At 60.5% G+C, this 22342-nt stretch carries 17 protein-coding genes and 3 pseudogenes; 7 read left to right on the forward strand and 13 right to left on the reverse strand.

Going from position 1 to position 22342, the window contains the following annotated elements:
* Positions 1 to 99 precede the first annotated feature (99 nt).
* On the forward strand, positions 100 to 2475 hold the full coding sequence (locus P0D68_RS00910; RefSeq protein ID WP_408295574.1) for a DNA polymerase II: 2376 nt from the start codon (positions 100 to 102) through the stop codon (positions 2473 to 2475).
* A 50-nt stretch (positions 2476 to 2525) separates the two neighbouring features.
* Here the strand turns inward: P0D68_RS00910 and P0D68_RS00915 are convergent.
* A pseudogene (locus tag P0D68_RS00915) lies at positions 2526 to 2822 on the reverse strand (LysR substrate-binding domain-containing protein); the annotation flags it as partial.
* A gap of 26 nt (positions 2823 to 2848) precedes the next feature.
* Here P0D68_RS00915 and dkgB point away from each other — a divergent pair.
* Both dkgB and P0D68_RS00920 read left to right on the forward strand, forming a co-directional pair.
* Positions 2849 to 2968: pseudogene (gene dkgB, locus P0D68_RS35620) on the forward strand (2,5-didehydrogluconate reductase DkgB); the annotation flags it as partial.
* A 60-nt stretch (positions 2969 to 3028) separates the two neighbouring features.
* Positions 3029 to 3458, forward strand: a pseudogene (locus P0D68_RS00920) (oxidoreductase); the annotation flags it as partial.
* 175 nt (positions 3459 to 3633) lie between these two features.
* Here the strand turns inward: P0D68_RS00920 and P0D68_RS00925 are convergent.
* The 3 genes from P0D68_RS00925 to P0D68_RS00935 form a co-directional block, all read right to left on the reverse strand.
* Positions 3634 to 4956 (reverse strand): c-type cytochrome, encoded by a 1323-nt coding sequence (locus tag P0D68_RS00925; RefSeq protein WP_408295577.1) that lies wholly within the window; start codon positions 4954 to 4956, stop codon positions 3634 to 3636.
* Positions 4956 to 6734, reverse strand: a complete 1779-nt coding sequence (locus P0D68_RS00930) for a GMC family oxidoreductase (protein ID WP_408182632.1) — start codon at positions 6732 to 6734, stop codon at positions 4956 to 4958. Before P0D68_RS00930 ends, P0D68_RS00925 begins: the two co-directional genes overlap by 1 nt.
* A gap of 81 nt (positions 6735 to 6815) precedes the next feature.
* Positions 6816 to 7511, reverse strand: a complete 696-nt coding sequence (locus tag P0D68_RS00935) for a gluconate 2-dehydrogenase subunit 3 family protein (RefSeq protein WP_408295580.1) — start codon at positions 7509 to 7511, stop codon at positions 6816 to 6818.
* 642 nt (positions 7512 to 8153) lie between these two features.
* Here P0D68_RS00935 and P0D68_RS00940 point away from each other — a divergent pair.
* A complete protein-coding gene (locus P0D68_RS00940; RefSeq protein WP_408295583.1) occupies positions 8154 to 9095 on the forward strand; it encodes an AEC family transporter in 942 nt (313 codons plus the stop codon).
* 142 nt (positions 9096 to 9237) lie between these two features.
* Here the strand turns inward: P0D68_RS00940 and P0D68_RS00945 are convergent, their stop codons facing one another.
* The 5 genes from P0D68_RS00945 to P0D68_RS00965 all read right to left on the reverse strand — a co-directional run bounded on the left by P0D68_RS00945 (position 9238) and on the right by P0D68_RS00965 (position 12258).
* Complete coding sequence (locus P0D68_RS00945) at positions 9238 to 10116, reverse strand: alpha/beta fold hydrolase (RefSeq protein ID WP_408295586.1); 879 nt, start codon at positions 10114 to 10116, stop codon at positions 9238 to 9240.
* Entirely contained in the window at positions 10106 to 10330 is a 225-nt protein-coding gene (locus tag P0D68_RS00950) for a hypothetical protein (protein WP_408295589.1), read from the reverse strand. Before P0D68_RS00950 ends, P0D68_RS00945 begins: the two co-directional genes overlap by 11 nt.
* Before the next feature lies 1 nt (position 10331).
* The gene (locus P0D68_RS00955) at positions 10332 to 11018 is read right to left on the reverse strand and encodes a YoaK family protein (RefSeq protein WP_408295591.1); all 687 of its coding nucleotides are present in this window, start codon (positions 11016 to 11018) and stop codon (positions 10332 to 10334) included.
* A 131-nt stretch (positions 11019 to 11149) separates the two neighbouring features.
* Positions 11150 to 11839 carry a hydrolase gene (locus P0D68_RS00960; RefSeq protein WP_408295593.1) on the reverse strand — a complete coding sequence of 230 codons (690 nt, stop codon included), beginning with the start codon at positions 11837 to 11839 and terminating at the stop codon, positions 11150 to 11152.
* Between the two features lie 152 nt (positions 11840 to 11991).
* A complete protein-coding gene (locus P0D68_RS00965) occupies positions 11992 to 12258 on the reverse strand; it encodes a hypothetical protein (protein WP_091807509.1) in 267 nt (88 codons plus the stop codon).
* Between the two features lie 221 nt (positions 12259 to 12479).
* On the opposite strand from P0D68_RS00965, the gene P0D68_RS00970 reads away from it, so the two are divergent.
* The gene (locus P0D68_RS00970; RefSeq protein ID WP_408295596.1) at positions 12480 to 13616 is read left to right on the forward strand and encodes an FAD binding domain-containing protein; all 1137 of its coding nucleotides are present in this window, start codon (positions 12480 to 12482) and stop codon (positions 13614 to 13616) included.
* 376 nt (positions 13617 to 13992) lie between these two features.
* Positions 13993 to 14814 carry an alpha/beta fold hydrolase gene (locus P0D68_RS00975; protein WP_091807507.1) on the forward strand — a complete coding sequence of 274 codons (822 nt, stop codon included), beginning with the start codon at positions 13993 to 13995 and terminating at the stop codon, positions 14812 to 14814.
* 157 nt (positions 14815 to 14971) lie between these two features.
* Here the strand turns inward: P0D68_RS00975 and P0D68_RS00980 are convergent, their stop codons facing one another.
* Positions 14972 to 15331, reverse strand: a complete 360-nt coding sequence (locus tag P0D68_RS00980; protein WP_408295599.1) for a BON domain-containing protein — start codon at positions 15329 to 15331, stop codon at positions 14972 to 14974.
* A gap of 612 nt (positions 15332 to 15943) precedes the next feature.
* On the opposite strand from P0D68_RS00980, the gene P0D68_RS00985 reads away from it, so the two are divergent.
* Positions 15944 to 17524: an aldehyde dehydrogenase (NADP(+)) gene (locus P0D68_RS00985; RefSeq protein WP_091809213.1), complete on the forward strand. Its 1581-nt coding sequence runs from the start codon at positions 15944 to 15946 to the stop codon at positions 17522 to 17524.
* A 49-nt stretch (positions 17525 to 17573) separates the two neighbouring features.
* Here the strand turns inward: P0D68_RS00985 and P0D68_RS00990 are convergent, their stop codons facing one another.
* The 3 genes from P0D68_RS00990 to P0D68_RS01000 form a co-directional block, all read right to left on the reverse strand.
* Positions 17574 to 19043 carry an MFS transporter gene (locus P0D68_RS00990; protein WP_408295601.1) on the reverse strand — a complete coding sequence of 490 codons (1470 nt, stop codon included), beginning with the start codon at positions 19041 to 19043 and terminating at the stop codon, positions 17574 to 17576.
* 125 nt (positions 19044 to 19168) lie between these two features.
* Positions 19169 to 21118, reverse strand: a complete 1950-nt coding sequence (locus tag P0D68_RS00995; protein WP_408295604.1) for an aconitase family protein — start codon at positions 21116 to 21118, stop codon at positions 19169 to 19171.
* A gap of 198 nt (positions 21119 to 21316) precedes the next feature.
* On the reverse strand, positions 21317 to 22219 hold the full coding sequence (locus P0D68_RS01000) for a LysR family transcriptional regulator (RefSeq protein ID WP_408295606.1): 903 nt from the start codon (positions 22217 to 22219) through the stop codon (positions 21317 to 21319).
* Positions 22220 to 22342 lie beyond the last annotated feature (123 nt).

The following is a 22342-nucleotide window of genomic DNA, read 5'->3' on the forward strand; positions in this document are numbered from 1 at the left end:
GTCGAGCCTCCCCGGCAACGCTCGGGAATGACGCAACGACTCGAAGCGCATGGCGGTAAAATCGTGCAAGGCGATCACGCCTGCTTTAGAGGTGGAAGTTTGACTGAGCTTGAACAGGGTTTCATTTTGACCCGACATTGGCGGGATACGCCCGCCGGCACGGAAGTCGAATTCTGGCTGGCAACGGACAGCGGGCCCCGTCACATCCGTTTGCGTCCTCAACCTTCGGTTGCGTTCATTCCCGTTGAGCACCGCGAGCGAGCGGAAACGATCCTGCGCCGCGAGGCGCCACTCGATCTGCGTCCGCTCGATCTCCGCGACTTTCAGCATCGGCCGGTCATGGGACTTTACTGTCCGCAGTACCGGCAATTGACCGGTTTCGAAAAACGCCTGAAGCAAGGCGGCGTCGACGTCTACGAAACCGACATATTCCCGCCTGAGCGCTACATGATGGAGCGCTTCATCACCGCGCCGGTGTGGTTCGGCGGCGAGGCGCGGAGCAGCGACCATCACGGCCCGCTTCTGAACAGCGAACTCAAGCCGGCCACCGGTTATCGCCCGCCCCTGAAACTGGTTTCGCTCGACATCGAAACCAGCGCCCACGCCGAGTTGTATTCGATCGCGCTGGAAGGTTGCGGACAGCGCCAGGTGTATATGCTGGGGCCGTCCAATGGCGACGCGAGCACGCTCGACTTCGACCTCGAATACTGCGAAACCCGCGCACAGTTGCTGGAAAAACTGAATGCATGGCTGGAACGGCATGATCCCGATGCGATTATCGGATGGAATCTGGTGCAGTTCGACCTGCGTGTGCTGCAGCAGCACGCCGAACAATATCGCATACCGCTGCGGCTCGGCCGCGGTGGTGCAGTCATGGAATGGCGCGAGCACGGACTCAAACAGAACCACTTCTTCGCCGGCGCCGCGGGGCGGCTGATTATCGACGGCATCGAGGCGCTGCGCTCCGCGACGTGGAGTTTCCCTTCGTTCAGTCTCGAACATGTCGCGCGTTCCGTGCTGGGCGAAGGCAAGTCGATCGACAATCCGTATCAGCGCATGGATGAAATCCAGCGCCGCTTCGACGAGGACAAGCCCGCGCTCGCGCAGTACAACCTCAAGGACTGCGAGCTCGTCACACGCATCTTCGCGAAGACGGACTTGCTGCCGTTCCTGCTGGAGCGCGCGAGCGTCACCGGGCTGCCGGCGGATCGCAGCGGCGGATCGGTGGCGGCGTTCACGCATCTGTACATGCCGCGCATGCATCGGCAAGGCTACGTCGCGCCCAATCTCGGCGACGTGGCCGGAGCCGCGAGCCCCGGTGGCTTCGTGATGGATTCGCGCCCCGGGCTTTACGACTCCGTGCTGGTGCTGGACTATAAGAGCCTGTATCCGTCGATTATCCGCACGTTTCTGATCGACCCGGTCGGTCTGGTGGAAGGCATGCTGAATCCCGCCGACGATCAATCCGTGCCCGGCTTTCTCGGCGCGCGCTTCTCACGCACGCGCCATTGCTTGCCGTCGATCGTCGGGCAGGTCTGGCAAGGCCGGGAAACCGCCAAACGCGAGAACAACAAGCCGCTTTCGCAGGCATTGAAGATCATCATGAACGCCTTTTACGGCGTACTGGGATCGACCGGCTGCCGCTTCTTCGATCCGCGTCTCGCCTCGTCGATCACCATGCGCGGCCACGAAATCATGCATGCCACGCGCGAACTGATTCAAGGCGAAGGCTACGAGGTCATTTACGGCGACACGGATTCGACCTTCGTCTGGCTCAAGCACGCACACAGCGAGGAAGACGCAAGCCGCATCGGCCGCGCGCTAGTCGAGCATATCAATGCATGGTGGCGGCAGAATCTGCAGCAGCGCTTCGGACTCGACAGTGCGCTCGAATTGCAATTCGAGCGGCATTACCGGCGCTTCTTCATGCCGACCATTCGCGGTGCCGAGGAAGGCAGCAAGAAGCGCTACGCAGGCCTCACGGTGTTGCCGGACGGCAGCGAGGACATCGTCTATAAAGGGCTCGAAACGGTCCGCACGGACTGGACGCCGCTCGCGCAACAGTTTCAGCAGGAACTCTACCGCCGCATCTTCACACAGCAGCCGTATCAGGATTACGTGCGCGACTATGTGCGCGACACGCTCGAAGGCAAGCTCGACGATCAGCTCGTGTATCGCAAGCGCGTGCGCCGGCCGCTCGGCGAATATGAGCGCAATGTGCCGCCGCATGTGCGGGCGGCGCGGGTGGCGGACGAGTTCAATCAGCGGCAAGGGCGTCCGCTGCAATACCAGAACGGCGGCTGGATCAGCTATGTGATGACGGTGGCCGGCCCCGAGCCGCTGGAAACGCTGCGCTCGGCCATCGATTACGAACACTATCTGACGCGGCAATTGCAGCCTGTAGCCGACGCGATCCTGCCGCTGCTGCGCGATGATTTCACCACCTTGATGTCAGGGCAAAGGGCGTTGTTTTAAGGCGGTGCCAGCATCGGGCGAATCGGCGATGATTGCGTCTCAGGCGCTCATTACTGACCCGCCCACGCAGCCGGCCTGCGCGCCCGCGTTCCACTGCCGAGCGCCTCGACCAGATAATCGACGACCGACGCGATCCGTGATGAAATCACCGTATTCCGGTAATAGACGGTTTGAATCGGCTGCCGCACGTCTTGCGTGTGGCGCGTAAGGACTTGCATGAGCCGCCCGGCTTCACGGTCCTGCGTGGTCATGAAATCCGACAGGCAGACGATCCCGTTGCCTTCGAGCGCGAGTTGTCTCAGCGTCTCGCCGCTCGACGAACTCACCGTGGGCTCGATGTGCCCCGGATAACGAGGTGCCGCTCGAGACGTTCATGACAGCTCTTGCCGACGTGCAAGCAAAAGGCCTGACGCGGCAGATCGGTATCTCGAACTTCAATATCGAACTGACGAAGCAGGCGATCGCCGCGGTCGGCAAGGACGCGATCGCGACCAATCAGATCGAGTTGAGCCCGTATTTGCAGAGCCGCAAGCTGGTCGAATACCTGCGCAGCATGACCCTGCCGAACCGCATCGTGATGCCGCCCATGACGCGCTCGCGCGCCAGCCAACCCGGCGACGAAGCCAACGACCTGATGGCCGCCTATTATGCGCAACGCGCGGGCGCGGGCCTCGTCGTCAGCGAAGGCACCTATATTTCGCCACTCGGCAAGGGCTACGCATGGACGCCCGGCATTCACACGCCCGCGCAGGTCGCCGGATGGCGCAAGGTGACCCACGCCGTGCACGCCGCCGTGCAGCCGCATCTTCGCGCAGCTCTGGCACGTTGGACGGCTGAGCCACCCGAGCCTGCTCGGCGGCCGGCAGCCCGTGTCGTCGTCGCCGATCCAGGCCGAGGGCGTGACCGTGTTCATTGCCGGCGACGACGGCAGCACACCCAGATTCGTGCAGGCGTCCGCGCCGCGCGCGATTGCCGACGACGAAGCGCTCGCCACCTTCGAAGCAGCGTGGCCAGGTGGACTCGTCACGATCATCGACGCTTTGCCCTCGTCCATTCGCAGCCGGGCTACCGGGAGGATCAGAAAAACGTCCTGAATTGCGGCTGAAAACTACTGATCGAATCTGCGCTGAAGGCGCCATGAGACTTACGGCGTGTCAGTTACGGCGTGTCAGCCACCGACACCGTCGGAGCCACCTTCACCAACGACTTGCGCACTTTGCCCACCTGGCGCTCGGTCGCTGTGCCGCCCCGGTTGCCCCAACTGGTTTGCACGAAAGTCACTACGTCCGCTATCTGTCGATCGCTCAGAATGGCTGCATACGGACCCATCGTGATGGCCGAGGGCGCAGTGCGTGTCGCCGGCATCGAGCCGCCCGACAGAACGATGTGAATCGCCGACGTCGGATCGTCGGTCTGCAATATCGGATTGCCCGCCAGCGCCGGGAATGCCTTGCCGTTCCCCGTGCCGTCAGAGCGATGACAACCGGCGCAACGGTCGAGATAGATCTGCGCGCCGGCACTGGGCACCTGTCCGTGATAAAGCGCGGTCGCAACCGTTGCGTCGTAGCGATACGGCTGCGCCGCGTCCTTGTGCGGCGACAGCGACTTCAGATAAGCCGCAATGCCCTTCAGGTCGGCTTCGTTCAGATGCTGCATCGAATTCACGACCACGTCGTTCATCGCGCCGAATGAGGCGATATGTGCGTTGCGCCCGCTTTTCAGAAACGCCACGATGTCCTCAGTCGACATGGCCGCAAGACCGTCTCCATGTTCGTTGCGCAGCGACGGTGCAATCCAGCCGTCTATCGATGCCCCGCCCGCGAGGTAGACCGGATCGGTATCGTCGCCTAGCGACAACTCCTGAAGCCCGACGCCTCGCGGTGTATGACAGCTTCCACAATGTCCGAGGCCCTGCACCAGATAGGCGCCACGCGCGACTTCCACCGGTGTGCCCGCCGGTGCAACGTACAGTTTCGGTCCGGGTCCGAAGACCCAGCCCCAAACCGTCAGCGGCCAGCGCATCGACAATGGCCATGGAATGTCGTTATCGCGGTTCGCCTGCCTGACGGGCGCTACGCCGTACATGAAGTAGGCATAGAGCGCATGCATGTCCGCATCGTCGATATGCGCATACGATGGATACGGCATGGCCGGATAAACCGCATACCCGCTCTTCGTTCTTCCCCGGCGCATCAACGTCGCGAAGTCGTCGTAGGTCCAGGCGCCGATGCCGCTTGTCTTGTCCGGAGTGATATTCGTCGAGTACACCTTGCCGAGCGGTGTGCCGAGCGGATAGCCACCTGCGAATGGTTTGCCGTTCTTCGCCGTGTGACAGGCAATGCAGTCGCCTGCACGCGCGAGGTATGCGCCGCGCTCGACCTGCGCCGCGTCCGCAGCCGGCGCGGCGTCCGCGCCCCAGGGAAGCACCAGCATGCAGATGGCCACCATCGCGCCGCAGCGCAGGCTATCGATATATTTCATCACGCATCCACCAGTGGCCGCGGGTCTTTCAGGTACTGCGTCCTGATCGCTTTCGCCGACCAGTAGGCCAGCGCGGCGACCGCGCCCGTGGGGTTATAGCCGAGGCCCACCGGAAACACGTTGGAGCCGATCGCAAAGACGTTATGCACGTCCCAGCTTTGCAGATAGCGGTTCAACGCACTCGTCTTCGGATGCTCGCCCATGATCAGGCCGCCGGCCCAATGCGTGGTCTGATACGGCCGCACGTCGAAGTGATCGCCGAAGTTCTTTTGCGTGACCGTATAGTCCTTCGGCCCCATTGCCTTTGCGACCTGGACCAGCTTGTCGGTCACGAAACGGGTCATGCGAATGTCGTTGTCTTTCCAGTCGAACGTAAAACGCAACAGCGGTTGCCCGTATTTGTTCTGATATGTCGGATCGAGATCGAGATAACAATCGCGATAGACCATGTTGGTGCCGTTCGAGTCGATCGACACCGTGTTCACGTAGTTATCTTTGACTGCCTTCTTCCACGTGCTCCCCCATTTAGGGGTTCCCGCCGGCACCGCTATGCCCGAAATCGGCTTGGCTCCCGCCGGGTTGCACCACAGCGCCGCACCGCCGACAAAGCCGTGGGGGCCATGGTCGAAGTTATCTGCGTTGAAATCGTCGAACGCGACGCTGTTGCCGCCGGCGCCGATAAATGGATTGCTATTCGTCCCCGGTTCGAAAAAAACCTGGATATTCGAAAGCATCTGATACGACACGTTCTTGCCGACAGTACCCTCACCGCTCACCGGGTCGTATTGCTGGCCGATTCCCGACAGCATGAAAAGATGTGCGTTGTTATAGGCGAAGGTGCTCGCTATGACAATCCTGGCGGGTTGTGCGACAACTTTACCTGCGGCATCGACATACTCGACACCGGTGGCGACCTTGCGCGTCCTGTCGAGCGTAATTCGCAACACCGTGCAGTTGGGCCGGAGTTCGAAGTTCGGCAAACCGCGCAATGCTGGTAGGATATTCACATTGGGCGACGCTTTCGAATAGTTGTAGCACGCGTAGCCCGAACAATACCCGCAGAAGTTGCACGGTCCCATCTGGCAACCATACGGATTCGTATAGGCTGCCGACACCGTGGCCGACGGCGCGCGAAATGGATGGAAACCCAATTCGCGCGCCGCTTTCATGAAAATATGAGGACCATAGGGTACTTTCTGCGCGGGCAGCGGAAAAGCACCCGAGCGGTCTGCTTCGAACGGATTGCCATCTCCCACAACCTGGCCGTTCACTCGGTACGCCTGCCCCGACGTGCCGAATACTTTTTCGGCGAAGTCGAAATGCGGTTCCAGCTCTTCATAAGACACACCAAAATCCTGCAGCGTCATGTTCTTCGGAATGAACTTTGCACCGTAACGCTCAACGTAGTGCGAGCGCAGCCTGAGCTCCTCCGGATAAATCCGCCAGTGCTGGCCTGCCCAATGGAGACCCGCGCCGCCAACCCCTTCACCCGGTTTGAATGCGCCTATCTGCCGATACGGCAACGCCGTGTCGTTCATGTTGTGACGGAAGGTGAACGTACTTCGCGCCATATTCTGAAACAGCTTGAAACGCTGCAGATAGGTGAGTTCGTCCAGCGTGGTCGGATACGCACCGTCCGGATACGTATCGCGGTATTGCCCACGTTCCAGCGCGAGCACCTGCAAGCCGGCTTCGGTCAACTCCTTCGCCATGATGGCGCCGGCCCAGCCAAAGCCGACGATCACCACGTCGACGCCTTTCATCGTTTGGTCTGTCATTGAATTATCCTGGTGGGAACGCGTTGATTCCCGCGCACCTCGCGCCTGCAACGGCATTGATCGACATGGAAGATGAGGCGCTCAGGCGCTGGATACCGGCGCAAGCGGGTAGCGCCTTCCATACTGTTCGACCCAGTCGATATAGTCGGCTCTTGCCCCAGGGAAATTGATCATCTTCCACGCCGCCATATCGCGATTGCCTCCGTGCTTCGGATCGCAGAAATAGCCTTCGCGCGTGTTCTGCAACAGTTGCGCAAAGAAGTCCACTGCGGGCACGTCGCCGATACCCAGCTTGCCCGATTCCAATTCGCCAATCATGCTGTCGCGCGTACTGGCGTCGAGCTCATCGAAGCGTTTCGAAAACCGCTTGCGCACCTGTTCGTCCAGTCCGGCCAACGCACTTCGGTACAGCGCCCGGGGGCTGAATTCGAGCTGATAGCCGAGCGTCGCGGGCCCTGCAACGAAGGGCCCGTGCATGTACCAAAGGGCGCCATAGCCGTAGGGCGTGTTCATCTGGCTGTCGATGAATTCCGGCACGCCCGCCTCAATCGCACCTGGCCCTTCGCTGTCCGCAGGGATCAGGCGATCGACCAGCGCGACAAGCACGCTCCATTCGTCGGGCGTAAAGTAGCTGGGCGTCCAGTTCGGTGTGTTGCCTGCTGTCGAACTCGCCGCAACGCCGGCCACGCCGGCGCCGATCGCCACGGCGGCCGGTCCCGCGCTCGCGACACTACGCAGAAACGCGCGGCGCCCCGGAGAAATTCCAACCCGTTTCATACAAACGCTCCGATATGGATTGCGGGATGGCCATAGCGGACATTCTGAAATCCAGTATTGTGATCATACGGCCGAGCAAGCCACGTCCTCTATCCAATCGGCGCGAACATATTGCGCTGGACGCTAGTTGCAAGTCATACTACCCAGCGATTCTGCTAATGAAATTAGGCCGGACTGAATAGTTATTAAAAATTACGCCACCTCGTCTGAAGCGCCACGTGACGCCGAAGGTCAACGCTGATCTTCCCCGGCCAACTCTTGGGCTTGGAACCTCGATAGATTCGTCTGTCCGCCACAAACCTATCCTTCGAAGTCCTGCAGGTTTTCGATGCAATCGATCGAACCGGCTGTCGCGCGACCGTCATACATCTGGGGGCGTGTGGTCGCCGAGGAAGGACAGAGCCCCAAAAAGCCGGCAAATGGCGTGCGTGAAAGAAACTTAACGTACAGCTCAAAAAAATCTGTATCACGCGTTCGCTTGAATCGATCTCGTACATCCGGCACCGTTAATAATGCTTCATGTTTTCCTAAAGACTTAATGCGCGCCGATCAATAGACTTCGTTGCCGCAATAGAGGTGGCCTCCGTCGATTACGACATTCAACGGCGCCCGACGTGGACGCCATCACACGGGCAACGACAGATGATTCACGAGATAGCTTACGCGCTAGTGCCGTTCTTCTTTTCTATGGCGACAGGCTATCTGGCGGGCAAGCTCGCTCGGGGCAGCATGCCGTTATCTTCGATCAATACCATGCTGGTCGACTACGCGCTGCCGTTCGCGCTGTTCCTGTACACAGCCAAGATGCAGCGCACCAGCCTCGACAGCCACCTCGTGCTGATCCTCCTGCTGATAGCGGTAATGCTGGTGCCGTACGTCGCGTCGCTTGCGTTGTCGCGTTTTCTTTTCAAGGTGGCGCCGTCGAATGCGGCCGTCCGCGCGGTCACTATTGGTATGCCGAACTTTGCCGCGGTCGGCCTTCCGCTTTTGCATAGCGTCTACGGTGAAGCAAGCGACTTGACCGTCGCGCTTGCGATCACGACCGCCTCGGTTGTGATGTCGCCAGCCGGGTTGATCCTGCTCGAACGTGCAAAGACTCGCGAGAACGACGGCGCGCACTCGAATCTGCTGGCAAAGGCGTTGATCACGACATTCGTCAAGCCGATCGTGATCGCACCGCTTTTCGGTGTGCTGGTTTCGCTTGCGGGTTGGCAGTTGCCGGGGCTCATGGTGCAGTCACTCAATATCATCGGCAGCACGACAGCGGGCCTGGCGTTGTTTTCGACCGGGTTGATACTGGCGTCACAACCTTTCCGGCTGGATAAGGAAGTATGGGTTGGCGTGGCGCTCAGCAACGTGATCCAACCGCTAATCGCCTATTTGCTGGTCGTGGTGTTCGCGCTGCCGAAGCCGATTGCCGGTCAAGCCATTTTGCTCTCGGCGATTCCATGTGGTTCGTTCGGCATTCTGTTCGGCTTGTCGTACGGCGTACAGGACACGCCATCGGGCACGACGCTGGTCGCCTCGAGCGTCTTGTCGATTTTCACCCTGACCGCAACAATCTTCCTGCTCGGCTATCTTTGACTTGCGCCGCGAGTGTTTTGCGCATGCGGTCGGGTTTGGCCATGCATCATGCTTCTGCCGGTCAACCGGCCGCGGATTACGTCCCGCGGCCGGGCACTTCAGCTATCGTGCGGCTCGTAGCCGCGGAGCGTCCGACGGTCAATCAATTCCCAGTCCAGCCCCGCAGGAAATCCACCAGCAATTCGTTGACCCGTTCCGGCTGTTCCTCCTGGGGCAAATGCCCGCAATGCGAGATCGGTTCGGCACGGAGGTTGTTTGCCATGCCTTCCCAGACAGCCTTCATGTCGAACATGCCGCCCACCGCATAGAAGTCTTCACCCCACAGCGCCATAGTCGGGCACGCAATTTTCACGTCCGCGTCGACCAGATCCTGAGCGACGTCCTCGGAATTCGCGCGATAGTCCGACATTGCGCCTCGCACCGCGCCCGGCCGCTTGTACGCTTTCACGTACGTATCGAAGTCCGCGCCTTCGATCGTGTGCGGGTTGTAGCACCAGTCGGCGAAAAAGTGATGCAGCCACGCGTCTTCCTTCCCCGCGATCAGCGTTTCCGGAAGGTCCGCGACCAGATGGAACAGAAAAAACCAGTACGCACGCGCTGTTTGTGGATTCATGTTTTGTGCGACTACCCGCGTCGGCACGTTATCCATCACGACGAGCCGATCGACCCGTTCAGGATGATCCTTCGTCAGCCGAGTGGCCACGCGCGCGCCGCGATCGTGCCCGACGAGCGCGACCTTGCCGATCCCCAGTTCGTCGAGCAGACTAATGATGTCCATCGCCATGTTCCGCTTGTCGTAGCCGGAACCGGGTTTGTCGGTTTCGCCATAGCCCCGCAGGTCCGGCGCGATGACCCGATAGTGCTGGGCCAGCACGGGAATCTGATGACGCCACGCAAAGCTCGTCTCGGGGAAACCGTGCAGGAGCACGACAACCGGGCCGCTACCGGCATCGAGGAAATGCTGCCGGATGCCGTTCGCACGCAGCGTGTGGTGAGTGACTGCCGTCGCTTCAGTTGCCATTTTTCGTTTTCCGAAAGTGATGAAAGACAAGGTAGGCGCCCGGGTCATCGACCGGGCGCGGCTTCGTAATTGACCGGCAGCCAGTCATATACGCAAAAAAAGCATCGCGTCCACGCGTTCGACGCAGTTGCGAATTTTTATTGAAGATCGCGCGGCTCATGCCGCCCTTCACCGCCTGATCGATATCGGTGACCAGATGGCCGGTTCGCGACAAGCTAACCGCTTGCCTTCGGCATCGCCCTTCTCTTCCAGGCAAGAAATAACAAAATGGCCACTGGGAATGTAATCGCGAGAAAGGAAAATTCGACGTAGGTCAATGCGCCGCCAACCGCGCCGACAGCAAAGCCGCACATCGCCGCCAACGTCGATTGGAGGCGCCCTCGAACCTGCTGCCCATGCCCGCCCGCGGCGCCCCGGTGTATCAACTCGATCACGTCGAGCACGATCTGCGTCACGTTTCCGGTCATCACCGTGTTCGGCAGCCCCGTGACCATCAGCAACCTGCCACGCGCGTTCTGCACGCCCATCGCCATGGTTCCCAGTACGCCGCACGCCAGCACCATTGATGCATTCGATGCCTTGATTGGCGTCGCGATCAAGCCTGTCACAAGGAATGAAACGAGCAGCATTGCCTGAAACAGGTACAAAGCGCTCGCAGCATCCGCCGGATGATTGCGCTCCAGAAACTTGAAAATAACGCTGCTCAGCGCAATGCCGACTATAAAAGACGGAAACGCCAGCAGCTTCAGCAGCACACCTTGCCCCCCGCCTGCGAACTCCGCGCCGATCAGTACGAAGTTGCCCGTGACATGCGCGGTGAAGAGTCCGAACAACGCAACGAACCCGACGGTGTCAACGTAGCCCGCTATCAGCGCAAGAATCGTGTCTTCGTGTTTATTCATGAACGATTCCCCGGAAAGCGGAAGGCCGGCTCCGGCGCGGACGTATTGAAAGTCATGGCGATCCTGATAGGGGGCGCGCCGCTTTTCACGCACGGGGCTATTCGTGTAAAGCGGGCGCTCGCCGCGACTTATTATTTCTTTGCCGGCACCGGCGCCAGAACCTCGTGCGTCCCCGCCGCGCGCTGGGCAGCCTTGTGCACCATGGTGTAGGCATAGTCCACGCCCATCCCGTACGCGCCCGAATGCTCTTTGGCAATCGCCATGACTTCGTTGTAAGTCTCTTTGTGCGCCCAGTCGCGCTGCCACTCGAGCAGTACCTGTTGCCAGGTCATCGGAACCACGCCGGCCTGAATCATCCGCTGCATCGCGTAGTCATGCGCGTCCTTCGAGGTGCCGCCCGACGCGTCGGCGACCATATAGATTTCGTAGTCACCTTCGGCCATGGCGCACAGCGCAAACGTGTTGTTGCAAACCTCGGTCCACAAACCTGCCACCACTACCTTTTTTCGGCCATTCGCAGCAAGCGAGTCACGAACCTTCTGGTCGTCCCACGAATTCATGGACGAGCGTTCGAGCACTTTGTGCTCCGGAAATACGTCCAGCAATTCCGGGTACGTATAGCCAGAAAAACTTTCGGATTCCACCGTCGTAATAGTGGTGGGAATGTTAAACACCCGCGCTGCCTTCGCAAGTCCTACTACGTTGTTCTTGAGTACCTGACGGTCGATAGACTGGACCCCAAAAGCCATTTGCGGCTGTTGGTCGATGAAGATGATCTGCGAGTTTGCAGGCGTGAGGACTTCCAGTTTCGGATTTACCATGGCGTTGTACGTCCTAGAAGTTGAGTGAACATGAGAAGACAGGCCGCACTCGCGAGAAGTGCGAGGAAGACTGAAGCCCAGTCTATCCAGAGCTTTTCACCCAGTCCTTGGCAGAGCCCTTAATAGTTCTTAATAGAACGCACGGGAAGATATCAGCGACCGATCGGGACACAGAATACAGTCGCCACGAATTCGACAAGCTTCTGCTCGACCGTCAAAGCGCCGCGCACCCGCTTGCAGTTGATCCGATCGCCAGAACATCCGGTCCGCACCATGCCTGTTCTGCGTCCGCGGTTGAGGCCTGGTGCAATGAGTTCGGTCAGGAAACCGGACAGAATCTCTCCGGTTTCACAAAAATTCAGCGCGGCATCAGGATTTTCTTTGCCGTCGGCGATACGCTGCTCGGTACTGTCACCCATTCGCACCATGTTCAATCGCTCGCAAAAGGAACGACCATGTCACCTCTTCCCGCCGCCAGGTGCATGCCGCCTGTGACAGGTGGGTGAATCACTCGAACGCCTGAACAGTTGATAGCGGGAAGCGTAGTCACGCTGGCCGATCTGCGTGACATGCCTTTGGGCGGCGACAGTCTGCGCCGGCAAATAGACGTATGGAGGATCGACATGGCATCGCCAACAGCATGAAAATTGCAATCGCGGGTGGTTCAATCGCAGGGCTCGCATGCGCATTGACGCTGACATGCACGGGCCACGACGTGCACGTCTACGAGCGCTCTGCAGGACCGCTGCGGGGTCGTGGTGGTGGAGTCGTGGTGCTGCGGCAGATGCTGCGGTTTCTCGAACAGCACGGCCATCGAACCCGCGCGATGCTTGCGGTGCCGACGCACCGACGGCGCTGGATCGATATCGACGGCAATGTGACGCGCGACGATCCCGAGCTGCTCCCGTTTTCATCGTGGGACGCCGTCTACCGGTCGCTGTGCAGCATGTTGCCGCCCGCTTCGCTTCACTACGGGCGCAATGTAGCGAGTGTTGCCGAAGACGCGGACGATGTCGAAATCCGTTTCGACGACGGCGCGGCGCCGGTTCGCGCAGACATTTTGATCGCCGCGGACGGCACCGGCTCGCGGCTTCGTTCCGCGCTGTTTCCCGGTAACGCCTCGTCATACGCAGGTTACATCGCGTGGCGCGGGGTGGTGAGTGAAAACGCTTTCAACCGCGTGGAGGTGGTGGATCTGATCGAGAACATGACGCTCTACCGTTCAGATGCCGAACTATTCATGACATTCCTCATTCCCGCGCTGAATGGCTCGCTCGACACAGGCATGCGCCGGTTCAATTGGCTCTGGTACAGAAACGAACCCGACGAGTCATCAATCGGCGCGTTCCTGACCGGACGCGACGGTCACCGGCACCACGCATCAGTCCCGCCTGGCGAGCTGTCGGAACAGTCGCTTGCCTATCTGCATCGGGCGGCGCTCGATGGGCTGCCTCGCGCGTTATCGCAACTGGTGGCCGCGACGCACGCGCCATTCCTGCAAGCCATCTCCGACGCCCTGAGCCCCTCGTTCGCCAAAGGGCGTATCGCTCTAGTGGGCGACGCAGCCTGCACGCTACGACCTCACACTGGCTCGGGCACCTCCAAGTCCGCCGACGACGCCGTGAGCCTCGCCGAAGCGCTGGCAACCACATCTGGCAAGGACGTCGTGCAGGTACTCGACCGTTGGGCCGCCATGCGGCGCGGTGCCGTCGCCCCGTTGCTTCTGAAGGGCCCCCGGTTGGCGCAATCGTTCGGACTTGGCTATCCGTCAACCTGATCGCGATCAGCAGAACGTCATTGAAACTCGTTAGCCGAAGTGGCCGCGTGACCGCCACATGCATTTCGAGTTAATAAGAATTAAGGATTATGAAGTTCAAACAAACTACCGAATCCGTACTATCGGAGCCTGAGATGTCTCGTCATGCGTTACCACTACGACACATCCACCAACAACACAAGACTGGAGAAAAATGGCTAATCAATCGGGAATTCCATCGGCGAATCGAAGGCAGGTGCTTGTAGCGAGCGCGGGCGCAGCCGGCGCGGCGATCGCCGCCATGGCCGCACCGACCGTCGCGATGGCCGCTGCATCCGCCAGCGGAAATGCACATGCGGGCAATTCATCCCACCCACAACATGGAGAGCGCCATACGATGAATACGGTAACGACTAAAGATGGTACACGCATCTTCTTCAAGGATTGGGGCAGCGGCAAGCCGGTCGTCTTCTCGCACGGCTGGCCGCTCGATGCCGACGCGTGGGATCCACAAATGCTGTTCCTGGTGCAGAAAGGCTACCGGGTCATCGCCCACGACCGCCGCGGCCATGGCCGCTCCGATCAGCCGTCCCACGGCAACGACATGGACACCTACGCAGACGATCTGGCTGCGGTGATCAACGCGCTCGACCTGAAGGGCGCCATGCTCGTTGGCCATTCGACTGGCGGCGGCGAGATCGCACATTACATCGGCCGCCATGGCACCTCACGTGTCGCCAAGGTCGTGCTGATCGGCGCAGTGCCGCCGATCATGGTCAAGACCGAAAGCAATCCGAACGGCCTGCCAATGTCGGTGTTCGACGGCATTCGTGCGAGTGTCGCGAGCAACCGCTCGCAGTTCTACAAAGATCTCGCTGTGCCGTTCTTCGGCTTCAATCGGCCCAACGCGAAAATCTCGCAGGGCACGATCGACGAGTTCTGGCGCGAAGGTATGCTCGGCTCGGTCCAAGGCCAGTACGAATGTATCAAGCAGTTCTCGGAGGTCGACTACACGGCAGATCTGAAGAAGATCGACGTGCCGACGCTGGTCCTTCACGGCGACGACGATCAGATCGTCCCGATCGACCAGGCGGGTCGCCTGTCAGCGAAGATCGTGAAAAATGCCACACTGAAGGTCTATCCAGGTGCGCCCCATGGCATGTGCACGACCGAGGCGGATAAAGTGAACGCCGATCTGCTGGAGTTCCTGCAGAGCTAACGCGCATTCGAGTGTTGCGCTTGCATCGTTAAACGCAGCGCTCCTTGTCGATGCGCGGGCCCTGGCTGTTTAGCGCAGCCGGGGCCCGCAAACGCGCGATCCTGCTTCCCAATGCAGGACGGGTTCGATTTTCTTCTGGTTTCCCGCGGCCCACCATTTACTGGCCACCGCCTTCTTCCTCAACGATCACACGGTTGTCGACGGCCGCCACATGCGGAACACGTTTGGCAACATTGCCCGCCACCTGAATCTGTGCTGCATCGGGCACCGTACCCACCAGAGAAACGGTTCCGTTTTTGACGAGCACCGCAATGTTGCTGGCGTTCAACCCTTTGGTCGAATACAGCGCGTGACGAACAGCCTTCGACAATTGCCGGTTCTGCAAACGGATCGACGCCTTTGTCATTCCTGCACCGGCGTGGGATGCCACGGCGTCATTATTCGATTGGGCAATGGCAGCGGTTGAGACGAGCGCGACGACGGCAGCGCAAGCCACGACGAGTGCGGAAATTCGCATGATGTTTTCCTGTTGATTGGAGTGAATTGAGATCGGCCGAAAAGGCCATGTCAGCGTGGGCGAGTTCGCTCCCCATGCAACGATTTCATCTTAATCAGCTCCGCTTCCAGCGGGTCAGTGAAACGTTGTTAAAACTCGTTAACCGAACTGGTTGGGTAAGCGGCACATGAGTTTCGACCTGATAGGGGTCACGCATTCTGAAGTTCAAGACAACTATCGAATCCGTATGAATGGAACCTGTGATGTTTCATCGCGAATCGCCACGAAAACATATCTACAAGTATCGCTGGCCGCTTGCGACACTGATACCCATAACTCGAATTAAGGACGTTTTAATCAGGCTTAAGGACGAGCCAAACACGCGGACCTAGCATGGTGACGATACCGACATGCGCCGAGGGAGAGCTTCGATTAACTATCCTCCGGGAACGGCCGCATTTTTCCTTTTGCGGCCCTTTGAAGACACGCTTTGAACCGGCAGCCATTGCAGCGGGGGCATCGATCTGGCCATTCTCGGACAGCGCGTCTGCCACAGGCGACAGATCGCAGTCTACGCATGCATTCGCCATATCCGGATAACACGTTTGCTTGAAGAACCTGGAGAACCTCATGATGAAAGTTGCAGGTGAAATGTCGATCGGCCGCGCATCGCGCTTTGGAACGGCGGACACTATCAAGGCTTTCGACCCACGCCTCGGCACCGAGATTGAACCCTCCTTCGGCGTCGCGACACTGAAGGATGTAGATGACGCCTGCACGCTCGCGTTGCAGGCCTTCGAGTCATATCGGCACACTTCACCCGAAACTCGCGGCGCGTTCCTGATACGCGCGGCCGACAATCTGCTTGCACTCGGCGATGTACTGTACGAACGTGCAGCAAGTGAAACGGGTTTAACCGTTGAGCGTATCAAGGGCGAGACGGCGCGCACGGCTGCGCAGATGAAAATGTTCGCCGACGTGGTACGCCACGGACGCTGGCGTCACGCGACGATCGATTCCGCCGATCCCGCGCGTCGACCGGTGCCTAAAGCCGATTTACGCATGCAGAAGATACCAATCGGCCCCGTCGCCGTATTCGGTGCGAGCAATTTTCCGATCCTCTATTCGGTGGCGGGAGGCGACACGGCCTCTGCGCTCGCGGCGGGCTGCCCCGTCGTTGTGAAAGCACACGGCTCGCACCTCGGCACATCGGAACTGGTCGGCAAGGCGATACAGGCTGCCGTCGAGGAATGCAAGCTGCACGAAGGCGTGTTCTCACTGCTGATCGGACACGGCAATGCGGTAGGCGAAGCACTTGTGGATCATCCGGCCATTCGGGCCGTTGGCTTCACCGGCTCGGAAGGCGGCGGCATGGCACTCGTTCGCCGAGGTGCGGCGCGTGCGGTGCCGATTCCCGTCTTCGCTGAAATGACAAGTGTGAATCCCAACTTCGTTCTGCCAGCGGCATTGCGGACCCGCGCGCCAGACATTGCTGCGCACTTCGTAGAACGCATGACAGCCGGTGTTGGCCAGATGTGTCTGAAGCCAGGCATGATCGTCGCGATTGATGGCGCGGGCTTCGAGGACTTGCGTGTGGCACTGGCGGAAGCACTGTCGGCGGTACGAGCGGAACCGATGCTCAGCCCCGGAATCTACGACAATTTCAACCGTGAAGCGAAACGTAGTCGAGAAGGTAGGTCGAGTCTCAGCATCGCGAAAGGAACTGCGCCCAAAGGCCGTTTAGAAGGGCAGTCCGAAATTTTCGAGGTTGACGCCGCTGAAGTACTCGCCGCGCCCCAGCTTGCCGGCGAGATGTTCGGCCCAGCGGCCGTCCTCATCCGCTGCGAGAGCGAGAATGAGTTGATCGAACTGACAACCAGTCTGCGCGGCCAACTGACCATGGCCTTGCATATGGAATCAACCGATCTCGACTTAGCCCGACACCTGATCCCCGTGCTCGAAAGCAAGACAAACCGTATCCTCGTGAACAAATTCTCGAATACGGTCGAGATTGGTTATGCGACGGTACACGGCGGACCGTATCCGGCGACCTCCGACAGTCGGTTTACGTCTGTCGGAGCAACCGCGATCGATCGCTTCTTGCGGCCGATCTGCTACGAAAATCTACCGCCGGAATTGCTACCGCCTGCGCTACAGGACAGCAATCCGTTGTCTCTATGGCGCGTGCGCGATGGCGAATTGGAGCGGCGTTAGCGTTCAATTCACCAAAAAAACGAAACGCCCGCATCAGACGGGCGGCTCGCTACTTCGAGATCTTCTCCAGCTCGAGCCCCTTCGTGCGCGGCCCGATCAATCCAATCGCCAGCATTACGATCAGCATCGCCCCGGCGATGAACACAAACACGCCCGTGGTGCCAAACTCCTTCAACACCGCCGCGATCAGAAACGCCGTGAAAATAGCCGAAAACCGGCTCCACGAATAAACGAAGCCCACCGCCCTTGCCCGAATGCTGGTCGGAAAAAGCTCAGTCTGATACGCGTGATAGCTATACGAAATGATGTTGCCGGCAAGCGTCAGACAGACTCCTAATGTCACCAGCAGCACGGCGCCGGAGGCCTGACTGAACCACAGCCCGCAGACGATGTTCACACCCGCCATCACCACGATCACTGTCTTGCGCTCGAAGCGGTCGCCAATGAAGAGCCCAATCACCGGCCCAAGCGGCGCGGCCAGCGCGATCACACTCGAATACATCAGGCTCGTGGTAATCGTAATGCCCTGCTTGATCAGCAGCGTCGGCACCCAATTCGCAAAGCCGTAAAAGCCCACCGTCTGAAAGATGTTGAAGATCGTCATCATCAGCGTGCGGCTGCGATACGGCGGCACCCACATATCGCGGAAGCTGCCGCGCGGCGCCACCGGCACCGACGCTGCGGGCGGCGGCAACTCACGACCGTATTCGTGGCGCACTTTCGCTTCGAGCTCGCTCATCACGCGATCGGCTTCGGCAAGACGTCCTTGTTGTGCGAGCCAACGCGGGCTTTCCGGCAACGCGCGGCGAATCCACCACACGAACAATGCGCCATGTGCGCCAATCAGCACGACCCAGCGCCAGCCGTCGAGGCCGAGCAGTGTGCGCGGCACCAGCAGATACGAGAGAAACGCCACCACCGGCACCGCCGTAAAACCGACTGCCTGCTCGCACGCGAATGCGCGGCCGCGAATCTGCTTGGGCACCAGTTCGGAAATGTACGTGCCGATCGTCACCAGTTCGACGCCGATGCCGACGCCCGCCACGAAGCGCCAGAAGTTCAGCCCGGTAGCCGTTTCCTGAAACGCCATCACGACATTGGCCGCCGTGTACCAGAGCAGCGAATAGGTGAACACCGCGCGGCGTCCGAAGCGATCCGCCAGAAAGCCGCACGCGATCGTGCCGATAAAAAGGCCGCTGAACAGCGCGGCAATGAAACTCGCAACGCCGGTCGTGCCGAACAGGCCATGCGTGGTCGCGCTCAGCAGGCCGCTTTTGACGAGACCCGGCGCGACATAACCCGAGTACAACAGATCGTAGAGTTCGAAGAAGAAGCCGAGGCTTAGCAGCACCACGAGCTTCCAGACAGAACGTGTGGCGGGCAGCCGGTCGAGGCGCGCGGAAATGCTGCCGGCGTCGAGCGGCGTGGCCGCGGCTGCAGCCGCACGGGTCGCCGCGATATCGGAATACGCCGCGCCGCCGCTCTTCGCGACGGAACCGGCATGATCTGGGGATGCCATGTTGTTTGTCTCCTCTGTCGACCGCAAAAGTCTATAGCTCACGGGGCCGGTCTCGTGCCGGCCTCTCGTACTTTCGTGCGTCATACGCGCGATGAAGATGCCGGACCCGAGGTCCGGCCAGCATTCTAGCCGTGCACGCGCTTCAATTGCTCGAAGGTGGTGATTTTTCCGGCCAACGCGCTCGCCGCCACCGTATACGGACTCGCGAGCCACACATTGCCCGGCCCCGAACGGCCCGGGAAATTGCGGTTGATCGCGCTGATCGTCACCTCGTTCGCCTCGGCCGATTGGCCCGGCCCGCAATTCGCGCACGACCCGCAGCCCGGCATGACGAGCGTCACACCCGCGCGCTCGAAGACCTGCAAATAGCCCTGTTCCTCGCAATACGCGCGCACCGCCATGGTGCCGAACTGCAGAAATAGACGCGTGCCCTCAGGTACACGGAGGCCCTGCTCGACGCCCCAGCGCAACACCTCGTGATAGAAGTCGAAATCCTCGCGCTTGCCTGCGGTGCATGAGCCACCGTAAGCGATATCGATAGCGACGTCCTGTTCCAGTTGCGGCGCCGGCACCCCGTTGCCGGGATCGCCGGGACGCGCGAGCATGGGCTCGATCGCGCTTGCATCGATCTGAATCGTGTCGCGATAGATCGCGCCCGCATCGCTTTTCATCCAGCTTTCAAGGCTGAAATCCACGCCGCGCCGCTCTTTCAGAAACGCCACCGTGCGTTCGTCCGGTTCGACGATACCGGTGAAGCCGCCCAGTTCCGCGACCATGTTGGTCAAGGTCGCGCGCTCGTCGATCGACATGGCGCGCACGGCCGCGCCGCCGTATTCGAACACCAGGCCGATCGCGCCACCCGAGCGGATCGCGTCCATTTGCAAAAGATGCAGCACCACGTCTTTCGCGGTCACGCCGTCGCGCAATTGCCCGCTGATTTCGATGCGCAACGTCTCCGGCACTTTGCAGCGCACGTAACCCGTCACCCAGCTATTGGCGATTTCCGTTGCGCCCGCACCGAATGCGAGGCAGCCGAGCGCGCCCGAATGCGGCGTATGCGAATCGGTGCCGCACGCCACTTGCCCCGGCAATGCGTATTGCTCGGCCATCAGCGCATGACAGATGCCTTCGGAGCCCGGCATGCCATCGAGCGCGCCGTGCGAGCGAACCGGATAATCACGCGAGAACGACGTATGGCCTTCCATCAGATTGGCGACGCCCGGCAGCAAACCGTCACGCACGTGCGGAATGCTCTGCGAAGCGAGCACCAGATGATCCTGGAACGCGATAATGTGATCCGGCGCATGCAGCGGCGCCGGCTTGCCGAACGCGCGGTGCATGAGGTGCGCGCACATGCCGGTGAAGTAATCGTGACTGAAGCGCCAGTCCGCCGCAATGAAGACGCCGTCACCGCGCTGCGCCCCTAAGCTGCCCGGATGCAGATGCCGTTCGATGATCTTCTCGACCAGCGTCTTCGGCTCCGTTGGCTGCGCAATCTCCGCGTCATCGGCTGCGCGCGGCGCGGGCCACTCGGCGAACTTGCTGTACGCGAGCAGGCCGCCGCTGCGAATGATCTGCTGCGTGAGCGCGTCGCGGCCTTTGAGAAACTCGTCGATGGGCACCGCTTCTCCCGCGCTCAAGCGATCGAGCACGGAGAAATCGGTCGTGGTGAGAATGCCGATGTTGTCGCAATTCTGCTGATAGATGCGCTCGAAACTCTCCGCGACGATCAGCCGGATACCGGCCGAGAGTTCAGCCAACGGACTCGATTCACGCGACGAACCCTTGCCGTAGCGCTTGCCCGCCACCGTGACCTGAAAGCCGCCGTTCTTTACCGCATTGCGGCCGATCGGCATGCGCTCGCCGGCTTTGAAACCGACGTACGGATACTGGCCGAGGCGTTCGTCATACGTGAGCATGACGGTGACCGGCGTGATCTCGTCGGTGGAAACGTTGTCGCGCAACGGGCCCGCCGTGGCGCGCGTGAAATTTTCGCCGGCGAGTTGGGCATCGATCACCGCGGGGTCTTGAGACAGGTACAGCACGCGGCCGTCCAGACGAATCGTATCGCGCATGAGCATTCTCCTTGCGCTCACTATACGGCGCGCGCGGGCAATGCCGAAGTGCCGGTGCGGCAACGCAGACCTCTCGTTTGGCGATGATCGGCGTTGGCTGGCGCGATCATTCCCGGCATGAGCCAGGCTTCGACGCATCGTTCGTAGAGGACATATCGGCAAAGACATGTCTCTGCCGATTCGCGGCCGCCGCAGCGATCAAACGCCCTTGCCGAGGAACCCGACCAGCGCCGCCGCGCTCGCGCTCAACTGGTCGCGCGCCTTGAAGATCATGATGAGGCGCCGCACTGCCCACTCATCGCTCAGCGAGAGCAGGCGCACGTCGAGCGCATTCACATAGAGCAGCCCAACCTGCTCGGGCACGATCGCAATGCCGAGCCCGGCGTGCACCATCCGGCACAGCGCGTCGAGGCTGCTCACGCGGATCTTCACGTCGAGTTGCCGCCCCGCACTGGCCGCCTGCTGCGTGAGCAGTTGCGTCAGCGCGCTCTCGCTGCGCAGGCCGACGAAACTGTCGTCGAGCAGTTCGTCGAACCTCACGCGCAGCGCGCCGGCAAGCCGATGGCCGCCCGGCACCAGCACCGCCAGCCGGTCTTGCCGGTACGGCACCTGCTCGAACGCTTCGCTGCCGGCCACCGGATTGCAGATGCCGAAGTCCGCGCCATGCTCACCGACTATGCGCAGCACGTCGATGCTGTTCTCCTCTTCCAGTTCGATCGACACTTCGGGAAACGCGCGTTCGAACGCGGCCACGTCTTCCGGCAGGAACTGCACGATCGAGGACAGATTCGCCACCAACCTCACGCGCCCCTTTGCGCCCGACGAGAAGCGCGACAGTTCCGCGCTCATCTGTTCGATATTGCCGATGATCGCCAGCGCGTAACGCAACACAGTCTCGCCGACCGGCGTCACGGCAATGCCGCGCGACTGACGCTGGATCACGGGCAAGCCGATCACCGCTTCGATCTCGGCGATGCGCCGGCTCACGGCCGACGACGCAATGAACTCCCGCTCCGCCGCGCGCGCGATGTTGCGCTCCTGGCAGACAGCGACGAACAGGCGCAACGAAGTCAGATCGAGCTTCTTGAGAAGGTTTTCCATTGTTGTTCCTTCACCTCCGGCGCGGCCGAGAAACGCGGTAGCGAACCCGGCATCGGGATGAAGGGACCCGGCAAACAAGATGGGCAAGTGTAACGCAGACGAATGCGCGCACCGGCAGCGTCC

The sequence above is a fragment of the Paraburkholderia sp. RL17-380-BIE-A genome, assembly GCF_046028085.1.
Lineage (GTDB): Bacteria > Pseudomonadota > Gammaproteobacteria > Burkholderiales > Burkholderiaceae > Paraburkholderia.

Excerpts from the sequence above, each read along its gene's own strand:
- P0D68_RS01000 (WP_408295606.1), bottom strand. The coding sequence starts at position 22,219 with ATGGAAAACCTTCTCAAGAAGCTCGATCTGACTTCGTTGCGCCTGTTC.
- P0D68_RS00925 (WP_408295577.1), bottom strand. The coding sequence starts at position 4,956 with ATGAAATATATCGATAGCCTGCGCTGCGGCGCGATGGTGGCCATCTGC.
- P0D68_RS00975 (WP_091807507.1), top strand. The coding sequence starts at position 13,993 with ATGAATACGGTAACGACTAAAGATGGTACACGCATCTTCTTCAAGGAT.
- P0D68_RS00960 (WP_408295593.1), bottom strand. The coding sequence starts at position 11,839 with ATGGTAAATCCGAAACTGGAAGTCCTCACGCCTGCAAACTCGCAGATC.
- P0D68_RS00945 (WP_408295586.1), bottom strand. The coding sequence starts at position 10,116 with ATGGCAACTGAAGCGACGGCAGTCACTCACCACACGCTGCGTGCGAAC.
- P0D68_RS00970 (WP_408295596.1), top strand. The coding sequence starts at position 12,480 with ATGAAAATTGCAATCGCGGGTGGTTCAATCGCAGGGCTCGCATGCGCA.
- P0D68_RS00980 (WP_408295599.1), bottom strand. The coding sequence starts at position 15,331 with ATGCGAATTTCCGCACTCGTCGTGGCTTGCGCTGCCGTCGTCGCGCTC.
- P0D68_RS00935 (WP_408295580.1), bottom strand. The coding sequence starts at position 7,511 with ATGAAACGGGTTGGAATTTCTCCGGGGCGCCGCGCGTTTCTGCGTAGT.
- P0D68_RS00930 (WP_408182632.1), bottom strand. The coding sequence starts at position 6,734 with ATGACAGACCAAACGATGAAAGGCGTCGACGTGGTGATCGTCGGCTTT.
- P0D68_RS00940 (WP_408295583.1), top strand. The coding sequence starts at position 8,154 with ATGATTCACGAGATAGCTTACGCGCTAGTGCCGTTCTTCTTTTCTATG.
- P0D68_RS00995 (WP_408295604.1), bottom strand. The coding sequence starts at position 21,118 with ATGCGCGATACGATTCGTCTGGACGGCCGCGTGCTGTACCTGTCTCAA.
- P0D68_RS00985 (WP_091809213.1), top strand. The coding sequence starts at position 15,944 with ATGAAAGTTGCAGGTGAAATGTCGATCGGCCGCGCATCGCGCTTTGGA.
- P0D68_RS00990 (WP_408295601.1), bottom strand. The coding sequence starts at position 19,043 with ATGGCATCCCCAGATCATGCCGGTTCCGTCGCGAAGAGCGGCGGCGCG.
- P0D68_RS00965 (WP_091807509.1), bottom strand. The coding sequence starts at position 12,258 with ATGGGTGACAGTACCGAGCAGCGTATCGCCGACGGCAAAGAAAATCCT.
- P0D68_RS00955 (WP_408295591.1), bottom strand. The coding sequence starts at position 11,018 with ATGAATAAACACGAAGACACGATTCTTGCGCTGATAGCGGGCTACGTT.